The organism is Acinetobacter sp. 742879 (assembly GCF_000588535.1).
GTDB lineage: Bacteria > Pseudomonadota > Gammaproteobacteria > Pseudomonadales > Moraxellaceae > Acinetobacter > Acinetobacter pittii.
The window spans coordinates 44583-58594 of record NZ_JFYC01000016.1; the positions used below are offsets into that span (position 1 = coordinate 44583).

Here is a 14012-nt window from a genome sequence, read left to right on the forward strand (position 1 = left end):
GGCGCATTTATGTTTACTGTTGAGTAATCGTGTTTTGAGGGTTAAAAGTTGATGGCGTTTGTGCGGCAACAGAGGCTTTTAGATTGACCATAAATATTGCAAGTGCAGCAATCACACCCGGAATTGCAATCGCTAAGAAATTCATTTGGTGAGGAAGCTCAAGTGTGAGTAGGGCTCCGGTTAAAACTGGTCCGATAATCGCACCGATACGGCCAATGCCAGATGCCCAGCCCATGCCAGTTGAACGAAGTGCTGTCGGATAGAACTGTGCAACGAAAGTATAGAGTAAGATTTGCGAACCAATTGTGGCAGCGCCAGCAATCGCAATCAGGCTATATAAAATAAATTGTGGACTATTAATGCCAAGCAGAATTAAAGCTGCTGATCCCACAATAAACATAATGGTAATAACAGGTTTTAAATGGAATCTATCTGCTAAAGCACCACCACCAATTGCACCCACCATGCCGCCAATATTGAGTGCAAAGAGGAATAACATGCTTGCACCTAATGAGTAGCCCGCTTGCAGCATGAGTTTAGGTAACCAGCTTCCTAAGGCATACACCATGAGTAGGCACATAAAGAAAGCAATCCAGAACATAAATGTGCTGAAGGTACGACCTTGTTGGAAAAGTGCTCGGACAGGGGCATCAGTTGTGGTGCTTTCATTTAACACCAGTTGAGTATTGGCGTTTACCTGCGTTTCTGGCGCAATTTTACTAACAATACCTTTCGCCTGCTCGCTATGGTTTGATTTCACTAAAAAGGCGAGAGACTCTGGTAAAAACTTCCAGATCAGTGGGAGCAATAACAGGGGAATACCTGCAATTAAAAACATGATTTGCCAGCCCATGTCTTTCACGAGCCATGCACCGAGTAGAGCAGATGTCATGCCGCCAATAGCATAGCCACTAAACATGATTGCGACTAATGTACTGCGGATTTTTTTGGGTGCGTATTCAGTCATAAGCGCGACGACGTTTGGCATAACGCCACCAATCCCAAGACCTGCGATAAAGCGCAAAATAGCAAACTCTGTTGGTCCTTTGGCAAAGGCACCCATAAAGGTAAATCCGCTAAATAAGGTGACACAAATCAGGATGGTTTTTTTACGTCCCAGTTTGTCTGAAAGTGTGCCAAAAATCATGGCACCAAACATCATTCCGAATAGAGCAGCACTGGCGAGTAAACCAGCTTCTACCGCAGTTAATGACCATTGCTGCATTAACAGAGGAAGAGCAACCCCATAAATAACTAAATCATATCCATCAAAAATAATAATAAGTAAGCACCAGATTAAAACTTTCCAATGAAAAGATGTAAAACTGGCTTTATCAATTAACTCATTAATATTAACCTTGCTCGTATCCATTTTCTTCACCTCCAATTTGTGAAGCATCGCGTTATTTTTAAATAAACTATTTTGTTATTGGGTTAGAGTCAAAAACCTAATTGATATATCTTTATGTCTTTAAGGTATTGTGATTTTATCGATTTAATTATTTGAAAAATATGTATTTATTTTTATTTCTTTAGTTGGCTTTGTTGTGTCTTTAAAATAGGTCTAAATATTGTATTATGAGAATTTTAAGGATTTTAGAGATGTTTTTTTATAGATTTTATTGATGATAATCATAGCTAAAAATATAGCTAATTTTATATTATGAATTGAAGTGAAAATATAAAAACAAAATACTAAAGTCTATTATTTAATTATTTTAGAGATTCATCTTAAAAATGAAATTTAATCTATATTCAATAAAAATCGCCAAATCAGAATTAGCAAATTATTTGCATCCTGATTTGGCGATTGAGGCTTTATTTTAGTGGTGGGTGCTTAGATAAAAATTAATTTATAGCTGGAGTTGAGCGTGGTGTGAGAATGAAATGGGCGATTACACCAATACAAATGCCCCAAAAAACTGAGCTTAATCCAAGAAAATGCATGCCTGATGCCGTCGCTAAAAAGGTAATAAGAGCAGCATCACGTTGACTATCATTTTTCATGGCAACAGAAATATTGGTCGCAATTGCTCCAAGCAAGGCTAAACCTGCCAGTGCTGCAACCAACTCTTTAGGAAGTAAGCTAAATAGCATGACAATACTGCCAGCAAATAACCCACCTAAAATATAAAAAATCCCATTGGCGATTCCTGCGATATATCGTTTTTCTTTAAGTTCATGTGCATCTTTGCCCATACATAAAGCTGCGGTAATTGATGCAAGCACAATGGTAATACCGCCGACACAGGCAACAGCTAAAGAAGCAATACTGGTGACAGTAATAATAGGTTTGGCTGGGGTGTTGTAACCGCTGAGTTTCATAATCGCCATACCCGGTAAAAATTGACCGGTTAGACTGACTAAAATAAGAGGAATAGCGAGGTTCAGTGTTGAGTTCCATGTCCATTCTGGGCTAATCCACTCCGGAATAGCTAAACTAAAACTCACATCAACCGGATTCATTTTGCCCAAAATGAGGCTTAATGAAACTCCAGCAGCTAACACCCAAATCATGGTGTAGCGCGGCATTAAACGTTTGGCAATTAAAAAGACAATAAGCATGCTAAAGACAATAAAAGGCATGCTATCAGACGCGGTAAATAGGCCAATACCAAATTGAAAAAGAATCCCCGCCATCATGCCGGCAGCGACATCTTGGGGAATCCACTTCAGTAACTTGTCGAAGTAACCTGTAACGCCAATTAAAAAAATAACGATGGCAGAAGTAATATAGGCGGCTACCGCTTCATTCAGTGAGACATTTGGAAATAGGGTAACTAAAAGGGCAGTACCCGGTGCAGACCATGCGGTTATGACAGGCGTTTTATATTTAATTGAAAGATAAATACCTGAAACGGCGGCACCAATTGAGATTCCCCAAATCCATGACACCATCATATCGGTAGACACATGAGCACGCTGAGCAGCTTGGAAAAAAATAATTAGTGGGCCTGAGTAAGAAATTAAAACCGCAAGAAAGCCAGCAACTGTTGCTGATATGGACCAGTCATTTTTTAATGTCTTTAACAGGGTTGCCATGTGTGATTGCCTCCATGCAAATCATGTTATTTACCCAATCATGCAAAAAGATCAGGGTTAACCCTGATCTCCACCTCCGACTGAAATAACCGAGCCAGTCATATATGATGCTTCGTCTGATGCAAGAAATAAAATTGGATTGACTTGTTCTTGAATTGTGCCATAACGGCCCATAAATGTTCGATCTATTGTTTGATCAACCACTTGCTGCATCCAGTCTTTTTCATTTTGACTTAACGGGTTGGGATTGCGTGGTACTTTGCGAGGCGGTGCTTCGGTTCCACCCGTCGCAACAGCATTGACTCGAATTCCGTCTTTGGCATGTTCAAAAGCAAGCGATGCCGTTAAAGCATTTACGCCACCTTTAGATGCCGAGTAGGGAATACGATTAATACCACGGGTTGCAATTGAAGATACATTTACAATAACACCCGACTGTTGCTCAATCATGGCGGGTAACACAGCACGGCAGCACCATAATGTTGGGAATAATGAACGATTTACTTCCTTAATGATCTCTTCTTCAGAAAACTCTTCAAAAGGTTTCATCCAGATCGCGCCACCTACGTTATTAATCAGGATATCTACCCGACCATAATGTTCAATGGCTTTTGCAACAACCGCTTGCGCGCCTGCATAGGTTTCTAGGTCAGCATTAATCGTAACAGCATCACCTCCTGTACTCTGAATTTCTTTGAGAACGTCTTCAACGTATTCAGAGCGGTCAGCCATGACGACTTGTCCGCCTTCAGCTGCAACTTGTAGTGCCACGCCACGACCAATACCTTGAGCACTACCCGTAACAATCACAACCTTATCGGTAAATCTTTGACGGTTTGACATAGATAATTTCTCCACCTGTTAATTCGCAGAGAATTTTTCAAACAAGAAATTAGCAGGTTTGATATTTTCAGTTTCTAACCAGCCACGTACAGCCTCTACCATTGGCACTGGGCCACATAGGTAAACATCGACGTCGCCACCGTTTAACCATTCACTTTCAATATGACCAGTCACATAGCCTTTGCGTTCATGGTTGCTCTCTGGGCTTGCGACCACAGTTCGATATTCAAACCATGGGAATTTCGCCTGTAACTCATTGAGTTTTTCTAGAGCAACTAAATCAAAGTCATTGGTGACACCAAAGACTAAACGAACAGGCTGTTCTGAACCTTTCTCTTCGAGTACTTGTAGCATTGACATAAATGGGGCAATGCCAGTACCACCTGCGAGCATCAGCACTGGACGCACTACATTACGTAAATAGAAGCTACCGAATGGACCAGTAAATGTCATTTTTTCGCCAGCTTTGGCATTCTTACTTAAGAATTCACTCATTTTGCCATTCGGTACGTTACGGACCACAAAGCCTGTTAAGCGATTACCTGGTTTTGAGCTAAATGAATATGAACGTGTTTCGCCAGTGTCAGGAATAGCAACATTCACATACTGACCTGCAAGGAAATGAATATCTGGTTGACCTTCATCAAGTTGGATATCAAATGTGATGGTTGAGCCTGATAAATTTTCAACGCGGGCTAATGTACCTTGGAAGCTATGAATTGCAGTTTTGCAAACATCTGACGAGGCTTGAATCTGGAATACCGCATCTGAAGTTGGACGACATTGGCAAGCAAGAATATAGCCTTGCTCAGCTTCTTCTGGTGTTAGTGCATCTTCAATATAGGTTTCTTCTGGCATGTCATAACTACCGGACTCGCAAAATGCGCGGCAAGTTCCACATGCTCCATCACGGCAATCCAAAGGAATATTAATTTTTTGGCGATAGGCTGCGTCAGATAGGGTTTCGCCTTGAGCTACGTTAATGAAACGTGTAACACCATCTTCAAATTGAAGTGCAACATTGTGGTTTGACATGGCATGTATCCTACAAAATATTTGAAACTTTATACCCTCAGTCAACAGTCCGTTTAACTGAGGGGGTATGTCTTAAAGGTGGTAGATATCAATCACTTGATTGATGTAGTCATTTTTCAAAACGACATACTTGCTCAAGATTTTTGGTTGATCACCTGAAAAATCGATCACATAACGTGACATACCGAAATAGCTATAATTTGTCTTGTAACGGAAACTCAAGGTATTCCAGTTAAAGCGAACAGTAACTTTGTCGCCGTCGCGCTCAACCACTTCAACGTTGGCAATATTGTGGCTTGTGCGTGTGTCCGGCATGGTTGCAGATGAGCGTTCAGTTTTGATACGGAACACCCGATCTTCTAAACCTTGACGGTCTGGATAATAAATAAGTGAAATTTCAGATTGTGGATCTTCAGTTAATTTATCGTCGTCATCCCAAGCTGGCATCCAGAAAGAAGCTTCTGGTGCATAGCATTCAAGCCAGTCATCCCATTGTTCATCATCTAAAAAGCGAGCTTCACGATAGAGAAACTGAGCAATATTTTCTAAAGTTGCTTTGTCTTGAGCACTCATACTGTTTCTCCCTGATCAGCAATTTCTTTCTCTGATGCAATCGCGTGTTTCATGGTTTGTAACCAATATTGATGTTGGGCAAGATAAAGCCCTTCATCTTCAGTTTTGATCCCACTTAACATGGGTTTTAAACCAATTTCATTTGCTGCATCGTCTGGTCCATAAATCCAATGTTTTGAACCACGGCACATGTCATTCCATTCAAGTGCAATTCCTGCGTAGCCTGCCTGACAAGCACGGAATTCTTCTAAATCGTCTGGTGTTGCCATACCTGAAGCATTAAAGAAATCTTCATATTGACGGATACGACGTGCGCGAGCTTCAGGTGCTTCGCCTTTAGGCGCGATACAATAAATGGTAACTTCGGTTCGATTAACCGAAAGTGGGCGAAGTACACGAATTTGTGAACCGAACTGATCCATCAAATAAACATTTGGATAGAGACACAAGTTACGTGAACGCTCAATCATCCATTTCGACATTGCTTCGCCGTATTTTTCGGTGTATTCGTCTGCTTTCGGGAAGTTTGGACGGTCTTCTGGGTTTGCCCATTGTGTCCAAAGCAACATGTGGCCATTTTCAAAGCCATACGAGCCACCGCCTTGTTTACCCCAAGAACCTGCACTCATGGCACGAATGTTATCGGCAGCTTGAGTTTCTTTACGGTGTTGAGTTGTTGCTGCATAGTTCCAGTGAACAGCAGAAACATGATAACCATCGGCACCATTTTCAGCGGTGAGTTTCCAGTTGCCTTCATAGGTATAGGTAGATGAACCACGTAAAACTTCTAAACCATGTTCAGACTGGTCAACAATCATGTCGATGATTTTGGTGGTTTCACCCAAGAATTCTTCAAGTGAAGGAACATCGGGATTTAAGCTACCAAATAAGAAACCTTTGTAACTCTCAAAACGAGCCACTTTTTTAAGGTCGTGTGAGCCATCTTGGTTAAAACAGTCAGAATAGCCTGCTTCACTTGGATCTTTAACCTTAAGCAATTTACCTGAGTTGTTAAACGTCCAGCCGTGGAAAGGGCAAGTATACGTTGCTTTATTACCACGTTTGTAACGGCAAAGTTGTGCTCCGCGGTGTGAACACGCATTGATCATGGCATTGAGTTCGCCGTTACGGTTACGTGCAATAATGACTGGCTGACGACCAATGTAAGTGGTGTAGTAGTCATTATTGTTTGGAATTTGGCTTTCGTGCGCTAAGTAAACCCAATTGCCTTCGAAGATATATTTCATTTCGAGGTCAAAAAGTGCTTCGTCAGTAAAAACTGAGCGATGAAGTTTAAACTCACCTGTATCGATGTTATCGACAAGTAATTCATCAATACGGTCAAGATGGCTAGTATTGATTACAGGAATACGTGGCATGTCCGTTCTCCGACTTTCCAAAAGTGTGGAAGTCACCAAGGCCTTAGCTATGATCTAAAAGGTCTTGATATCCTAATATTGTCAATGAAGCGCATGAGTGCGCTGGGTGTTTAACCGTGAATTGATGAAGATGAATAACTGGAAGATTGGCAAGAAGGCTTGTTCACAAAGCAATTCATCACTTCATCGGTTTGTTGCTTGTATATACCTTAAAAGAATGGTTAAACTGTGTCTAAGACTGAATTTGCATTTTTTTATATCTTAAAGGTATGGAAACCTTATGGAACTAAGACATTTACGGTATTTTGTGGCTGTTGTTGAAGAACAGAGCTTTACAAAGGCAGCCGAAAAACTATTTATTGCTCAACCACCTCTGAGTAGACAGATTCAAAATCTGGAAAGCGAGCTTGGCATTCAATTGTTTGAGCGTGGAAGTCGTCCTTTACAAACTACACAAGCAGGGCATTTCTTTTACCAGCACGCCGTTAAACTTTTGTCGAATGCTGAAGAAATAAAAAGTATGACCAAGCGTATTGGTCTCATCGAAAGAAGTATGACCATTGGTTTTGTTGGGTCTTTACTCTATGGTTTGTTACCTCGAATTATTTATTTATTTCGCCAGCAGCAACCCCATTTGAATATTCAGCTCATGGAGTTAAGTACTACTGAACAGCTACAGGCATTAAAAGAAGGACGTATTGATGTCGGTTTTGGACGTTTAAGAATTAGTGATCCTGCTGTGAGACGTATTTTGCTACGTAAAGAGCGCTTGGTGGTTGCTGCGCATACGAGTCATCCAATTGCACAGCGTACGGAAGGGGTATATCTGGCCGATCTTATTGATGAAAAGATGTTTATGTATCCCACTTCGCCGAAACCCAATTTTTCGACTCAGCTTTTAAATATATTTGCCGAGCATAGTTTAGTTCCAAAAAATATGCATGAAATACGGGAAATTCAATTGGCTCTTGGGTTGGTCGCAGCGGGAGAAGGGATCTGTATTATTCCAGCAAGTGCCGATACCATTCGATTTCCACACTTAAACTATATTCCGATTTTAGATAATGGCGCGGTCAGTCCAATTTTTATTACAGCACGGGCAATGGATCGAAGTGAAGATTTACAGTCACTGTTTGATTGTATTTATCAAGTTTATGACTTAGAAGGGATACCTTATCAACGGACTGTCTTTACACTCGATCAAAACCCGATAGATGATTCAAACGGTATCGATTTTTAAATAAGAGAAGTGCATAGACTCAAAAGTTGAAGCTATGCGTTGGTGTGTTTTAGAAAGCCCAAATCAGTTTTAGCCAGCTGGTATGGCCTTCGGGACGATATTCGACTTCGGTTTCTTTTAAAAATTTAGCTTCAATAGACCAGTTCTTATCAGCATATTGAATGCCTGGACCAATTGCAAAAGCCTGTCCTTTAAACCCAATGTCACTTCCGTTTACTTTGTCATCTGTGGTTTGTTTAAAAGCATAGCCTTCAACTGCCACTTTGAGTTTTGGGTTAATGCGATAACCCAAGCTATAGTCACCCGCAATGTATTGTCCAGATTGGTAGTCGGTTGCATCGTTACGCGTATTCCAGCTATAAGACAGTTTAGTAGAAAGATCTAAACCTGCTGCGTTGGCATAACTATAGGCAAGAATAGGTCGAATGGTGTGATAGTTTTTCCCGAGATTAGTTTCAACTGGATGTGTCGCACTTGGAGTGTCGTATTCTCCTGTCCCGAGCACAGTTTCTAGGGCTGCAATCCAGTGATGATTTCCTTGATGCCAGCCGAGCATACCACCCAAAATCAAGTCTCCGAGTCCTTGGTTTGAGTCAGCCATTCCATTTACTTTGAGTCTTAGATCAACCAATGGCTGGGCTGCATAAAACCCGAGTTGTCCATCCAGAATTTTTTGATCGGTCATCCAGACCAACCGCGGAACCACGGCGTTGACATCAACATGGAACTGATCGGGACCATTTTGAAACTCTGATGCGTGATAATTTTGATAATAACTGAGTAGATAAACCCCAGCAGGTGGTAAGGCACCCGCCATCATACCTTCGGCACCTAAAGCAAAAGAGTCCGAGCCGTTTTCTGTCGCAAATGCAGAGGGAAGGTAAAGGGCGCTGGTTACACCACATATGATTGCAGCAATTTTGTTATTCATAGAATGTCCTATTCTGTGTTGTTTGGCTTGTCACTAAAAAAACGTTATTCCTTAACGGTCTTTAAAATTTGAGTCTGTTTAACCTGTAAATTTGGAATGCAGAACTCCTATGAGCTTTGTATTTTCTTTATAAATTACAGATACAAAGCTCATTTGAAAAAGTGGAGTGCTTAAAGGTTTATCTTTAAATATGTTTGAATAAGGCCGAACGTGACTGTCCAGCAGCACCATCGGCTGCACTTAAGAAGCGTTCAGTGTGAATGTCCCGTTCGAATAAGCGACTTTGCATGAGTGTTGAAATTGCCGAGTCGATCATGATGGGTGGACCACACAAATACGCTTTGTGTCCACCACATCGATTTTCAAAGTAATCGGCAACAGCCTCGTGCACAAATCCGGTAAATCCAGTCCATTGATCTTCTGCTTTTGGCGCATTGAGAGCAGGAATATAGCGGAAGTTCGGATAGTCTTTTACAAGCTGTTCAAACAAATCTCGGTTGTATAGCTCTGCCAAGTCTCGTGCTCCTTGGAAGAGGTAAATGGTGCGACTATCTCCAGACTCAAGTAAATCTAAAATCATCGATTGTGGACTTGAAAGACCTGAACCACCTGCAATGAAAATAGCATTTTGATTATCTGACTTGCGTACAAAAAATTGACCATAAGGGCCTGAAATATCAAGCTGATCGCCCTTGGCAAGTTGTTCATGCACATAAGTCGTCGCTGCACCGCCTTCAACTTTACGAATATGCAGCTCAACGATGCCGACTTCACTTGGCAAATTGGCAATTGAAAATGCACGAGTTCCTTCAATGTTTGGAAATTGGACATTAATATATTGGCCAGCTTGGAACTCGATTGGGCGATCTAGTTGTAGTCGGATTCCTTTAATGGTTGGCGACAAGTCTTTTATATCAATGACGGTCGCTTGATAGTCTTGAACCAAATGACCTAAGAAATCTGGGTCTTCATCGACATCGGCTTCAATGACCATGTCGGATTGTGGTTTGCAGCAGCAGGCAAGCACCTTATTTTCATCACGTTCAATATCCATGAGCGCAAATGGCGAGGCTTCACCGACATCATAAAAACCGTTGGTGACTTGAACCTTACATGTCCCGCAAGTGCCATGACCACAGGCAAAGGGCAACCAAACGCCTTGACGTAAAGCGGCATCTAAAATGGTTTGGTCTTCTTCTACTTCAATCGTTGTTCCGATCGGTTCAATGGTGACTTGATAACTCATGACACACCTCCGAATTAAACGTAGCTATCGTTATAGCCATTTAACTCTGGCGTAACGAAACGAAGTAATGACTTATGCCCAAAACCAAGCTCTGCCAAAGTTTTTGTACTTTCAGGACTAATTGTTTGACCATCTAAGGTGTATTGCACTTTTGACCAATCAATTTTGGCAAAATCTGGATGTTGGGCAAAACCACCTGTAATTTGTTGCTCAATCAACTGTCCAAAAGTTTGTTGAGGGGAGGCAAGCATGGCATGTGCCGAGCAAAAAAGGGTGTGATGATCCCAACCCACGTAAAGTAAGAATTGATCGCCATAATTTTTTTGTAGATCAAGCGGTTCAAATTGATAGTTGTTGTGTATTGCGCGAACAGTCATGTTCAATCTCCTTATTTCCTATCAGGCAGCTTGATGACTGCCTGAACAATTCCTTGTGCTTAAGCTGCGTTGCCTTTCCATTTTTTCCAGCGCTGTTGGTCTGGAGAACCTTCAATATCTAGATTGTCAGCACCAACATTCATGCGGTAATAATCGCGGAGCATGGTTTCGAGGTCACCGCCACCACAGTTGCCTTGCAAAATTTGATTTACAGGTAACCATGCTTGTATATATTTCTCAGGCTCGCGTTCGAAAATGTCATGACAGCCATCTGAACAGGTGTGGTAGCGTTCGCCTTGGTAAATGGTACGGCGATAACTGAACTGAGTCGGGTCATCGCCCATTTCGGTAAAGGTCATTGGAATCTGACAAACCTGACAAAGCTGTGGTAAACCTGCGCTATAGAAGCGTTTACCTTCGGCTTCCATTTGGCGAGCCAACTCCCATTTTGGACGGTAGTATTTATCGAAAGTGTCTGGATATTTAGCCGATAACCAATCCATTTCTTCGTCGGTTGGAATCCATGTATGGAAACCGGCAGCATGACCAAAGTTATAGAAAATCCACCATGCCTGATGTGAGACATGCTCTTTTTCTTTCACAATGACATCGCTATATTTCGGCATACGGATGCCATAACGGCTTAAATCTTTAAATAGCGCCCCGCCTGCCTGTTCAAAATAAACTTCCCAAGCTTCTTTCCACGACATCACTTTGTTTGGCAGCATGTAATCCATCATCATGCCCACAATTGAAAGCAAACGCGTCCCACGCCAGAACCATTTATCAATCCATTCCTGCACAATCGGCACGTTGTCTTCATGTTGTTCGAGCAAGAATTTTACGATTTCCAGACCAAGCGTCATGTGGCGCGCTTCATCTGACTGTGCACTAAAACCAAAGGTTACGGTTGCCATATCGCCGTTATAAGCTGCTCCAGACATAAACGGAACAAACAGCAAGTTGGTAAGTACATATTCAAAAGCAAAACTAATCGCTAATAAAAACTCGAAAGGGCCAGCAGAACGGGCATCTTCAAAAAATGATTTAGGCACAGACAAATACCAAACGCGGTCATGCATATGCGCCCAGTCCTGAAAACCATCAAAGAACTTGTTGTAATGGCTCATGGCATGAATTTGGGTCTGTACATGACGCAGCTCATCAATCGACTGCATCTGAGAAGCAATACGTGCTCCAATTCCACTAAACTGGCGGCCTACATGGGCATAACCTTGATAAGCTTGATATTCAAGTGGAGTCACCGCCGTTAAAAAGAGTTTGATCGCATTTAAGTAGCGTTCATTACTGACATTCATCTGACCGTTGTTTTGAGCAAACGCATCAAAAATGGCATAAAGTTTTTTCTCTTTTTCTGCCTGATATTTCCAGTAAGCATCCATAGTTAAACGGAATGGATCTTCCCATTTAGACCAGTCCGTAATTTTGATGCCTTCAAACTCTTCATAAGGGAAGGCATCTTTACGGTCAGCATAGGAAAAGTCCCAGTCCAGATCACGGGTTAATGCACGGTAACGATCTTTCGCATTTAATTTTTTGCTGGTTTCTTTCGTTTGAGTTGTCATGATTGATCATCCTTAAATCTTTGTTAAACAACGTCTATGTTGTGATTAATTCCAATGAAGGCGGAAAGTATCGTCATCTTCTTCGACGTTGCCGCCCAGCGTAATCATGTTGAGTTGTAATGATTGGATGTCCCAATCTTGGCCAAGTTTTTCAGATACGGTTTCGGCTTTAATCACCAAATCAGTTTCACTTTCAATTCGGATCATGGCGGGGAAATACTGAATTGAAGCTTCAGGGTTATCTTCTTCAATCGCTTCGAGGATGTAGCGTGAAGTATCGTTGTCTTGTAACGCGAGATAGACTTTAGACATGTTGCTTCTCCTTAAGCATTTGTAAGTGGTTGTAGGCCGAGTTTTTTTGCACGTTCAATAACGGCTTTTTCTGCTTGATCAATTGCCTCTGCTGTTAAGGCTGCTGTTGCCCAAGGTGTAAAGGCTGCTTTCACTTGAGCTAGAGACTCAGTGAACCATTCATTTAATAGCTGTTTGTTATGATCGGATTCTGCTGCCGCAGTTTTAATGACGGTATCTGACCACTTACGTAAATCACCTAAAGTGTCTTTCATAAATTCAGTCAGCATGGCTAAGTCGCGAGCATTTTGAGTGACTAACCACTGATCAAACTGTTGATAGACGAGCTCTGTCACAAAGCAGTCAATCACAAGATTTTGTAATAAGAAAAGTTTGAAGTAGTCTTGCTCGGTGAGGCTTTCTTCACACAGACGGCGTAAGCCTTGCCATGCAGGATGTTGCATCCAAGCCTGTTTTGCCTGCTGTAGTGAGTCGCCGCTGTTGCCATCTAAAGCTAAGCCAATACGCGAGATGTACTGCGCAATTCCTAAACGATCCATCGCGGCATAAATACAAGCTTGGGTAAGCACGGTGCCATAACCATAGGCACTGCCAGACATCATGTGTAAGTTTGCAGTTTGTTCAACGTGGCGAAATGGCAATAGGCACTCAATGACCTTAGCTTTGACTTCATCAGACAAATGTTCTGCAAGCTGACGTTTTTCGAAAAAAGCAAAATTACTTTCGGCAGTGTCTTGTAAACGCGCACGGTGCTGAACATAAGTTCCATAATAGAATTGACGTGGATCTTTGAATGCATACCAATCTTGCATTTGCAGGGTAGTATGGGTTTTGTCATTTAAAGTCTTTTCAGGTTTCCACAAAGGACGATAGTGAAAGTTAGTTTCTGCCTGTACATCGAAACTTACTTCTTGATATCGAGTAGCTGGCTTACTACCAAATCGTCTTTCGATATAGGCGTAGTTCTGGCGGATAGGTTCGACATTTGACGTTTTGATTTCTAAAGTCATGGCTTTATCTCCTTATATTTTTTGCATTTGATCATCGTGATCGTTGCTATTACGTTGCGTGCCGACTAAGGTTGCTTCAGTGCCATAGCGCCATTTTTCTTCCTGAGCATCGTTAAAAGCTTGCTGCTCTTGGGTCATTTCAACCACTTGATTGGTCTTACAAAAATCATTAAATGCATGTTTAGGCAAAACCAGTTCCACAAATAGACTTGGATCGTGAATGGCAAAATCGAATTCGATAAACTCTGCGTTTAAGTCGCCAGTGACCCGAATATATTTGGTTAATGCTTCGACTTGAGGTTGCGTCATGCTGTACTCCATCAAGACATGGTCTTGAAATTGATGAATGCTCCTTGCTCTCGCTATAAGCTTTACAAAAGCTATGCCAACTTTATTTTTATTATTAAAAACAATTAATTAAGATTTTTATGGAAAATG

At 41.6% G+C, this 14012-nt stretch carries 13 protein-coding genes and 2 pseudogenes; 2 read left to right on the forward strand and 13 right to left on the reverse strand.

The annotated features are described in order from the left end of the window. Positions 1 to 13 precede the first annotated feature (13 nt). The 6 genes and pseudogenes from J690_RS20030 to benA all read right to left on the reverse strand — a co-directional run bounded on the left by J690_RS20030 (position 14) and on the right by benA (position 6872). A complete protein-coding gene (locus tag J690_RS20030; protein WP_032037843.1) occupies positions 14 to 1372 on the reverse strand; it encodes an aromatic acid/H+ symport family MFS transporter in 1359 nt (452 codons plus the stop codon). Positions 1373 to 1848: 476 nt separating this feature from the next. Then, positions 1849 to 3042, reverse strand: a complete 1194-nt coding sequence (gene benE / locus J690_RS20035) for a benzoate/H(+) symporter BenE (protein ID WP_032037846.1) — start codon at positions 3040 to 3042, stop codon at positions 1849 to 1851. A 57-nt stretch (positions 3043 to 3099) separates the two neighbouring features. Then, complete coding sequence (locus J690_RS20040; RefSeq protein ID WP_032037849.1) at positions 3100 to 3885, reverse strand: 1,6-dihydroxycyclohexa-2,4-diene-1-carboxylate dehydrogenase; 786 nt, start codon at positions 3883 to 3885, stop codon at positions 3100 to 3102. Between the two features lie 18 nt (positions 3886 to 3903). Continuing rightward, complete coding sequence (gene benC / locus J690_RS20045; RefSeq protein ID WP_032037851.1) at positions 3904 to 4920, reverse strand: benzoate 1,2-dioxygenase electron transfer component BenC; 1017 nt, start codon at positions 4918 to 4920, stop codon at positions 3904 to 3906. A gap of 53 nt (positions 4921 to 4973) precedes the next feature. Continuing rightward, positions 4974 to 5493, reverse strand: a pseudogene (gene benB / locus J690_RS20050) (benzoate 1,2-dioxygenase small subunit). Continuing rightward, positions 5490 to 6872: a benzoate 1,2-dioxygenase large subunit gene (benA, locus tag J690_RS20055; protein WP_032037857.1), complete on the reverse strand. Its 1383-nt coding sequence runs from the start codon at positions 6870 to 6872 to the stop codon at positions 5490 to 5492. Before benA ends, benB begins: the two are co-directional and overlap by 4 nt. A 106-nt stretch (positions 6873 to 6978) precedes the next feature. On the opposite strand from benA, the pseudogene J690_RS24075 reads away from it, so the two are divergent. Both J690_RS24075 and J690_RS20060 read left to right on the forward strand, forming a co-directional pair. After that, positions 6979 to 7108: pseudogene (locus J690_RS24075) on the forward strand (hypothetical protein). A gap of 44 nt (positions 7109 to 7152) precedes the next feature. Beyond that, positions 7153 to 8112 (forward strand): LysR family transcriptional regulator, encoded by a 960-nt coding sequence (locus tag J690_RS20060; protein WP_017386346.1) that lies wholly within the window; start codon positions 7153 to 7155, stop codon positions 8110 to 8112. A 49-nt stretch (positions 8113 to 8161) separates the two neighbouring features. On the opposite strand, the gene J690_RS20065 is transcribed toward J690_RS20060, so the two are convergent. The 7 genes from J690_RS20065 to J690_RS20095 form a co-directional block, all read right to left on the reverse strand. Next, positions 8162 to 9043, reverse strand: coding sequence for a SphA family protein (locus tag J690_RS20065; protein WP_032037861.1), 882 nt, complete (start codon positions 9041 to 9043; stop codon positions 8162 to 8164). A 184-nt stretch (positions 9044 to 9227) separates the two neighbouring features. Next, positions 9228 to 10289 (reverse strand): NADH:ubiquinone reductase (Na(+)-transporting) subunit F, encoded by a 1062-nt coding sequence (locus tag J690_RS20070; RefSeq protein ID WP_032037864.1) that lies wholly within the window; start codon positions 10287 to 10289, stop codon positions 9228 to 9230. 14 nt (positions 10290 to 10303) lie between these two features. After that, positions 10304 to 10666, reverse strand: coding sequence for a phenol hydroxylase subunit P4 (locus J690_RS20075; protein ID WP_005076914.1), 363 nt, complete (start codon positions 10664 to 10666; stop codon positions 10304 to 10306). Positions 10667 to 10725: 59 nt separating this feature from the next. Further along, the gene (locus J690_RS20080; RefSeq protein WP_032037867.1) at positions 10726 to 12252 is read right to left on the reverse strand and encodes an aromatic/alkene/methane monooxygenase hydroxylase/oxygenase subunit alpha; all 1527 of its coding nucleotides are present in this window, start codon (positions 12250 to 12252) and stop codon (positions 10726 to 10728) included. Positions 12253 to 12297: 45 nt separating this feature from the next. Continuing rightward, entirely contained in the window at positions 12298 to 12564 is a 267-nt protein-coding gene (locus J690_RS20085) for an MmoB/DmpM family protein (protein WP_031968926.1), read from the reverse strand. An 11-nt stretch (positions 12565 to 12575) separates the two neighbouring features. Further along, positions 12576 to 13574, reverse strand: coding sequence for an aromatic/alkene monooxygenase hydroxylase subunit beta (locus tag J690_RS20090; RefSeq protein ID WP_032037869.1), 999 nt, complete (start codon positions 13572 to 13574; stop codon positions 12576 to 12578). A gap of 12 nt (positions 13575 to 13586) precedes the next feature. Then, on the reverse strand, positions 13587 to 13883 hold the full coding sequence (locus J690_RS20095; RefSeq protein WP_032037871.1) for a phenol hydroxylase subunit: 297 nt from the start codon (positions 13881 to 13883) through the stop codon (positions 13587 to 13589). Positions 13884 to 14012 lie beyond the last annotated feature (129 nt).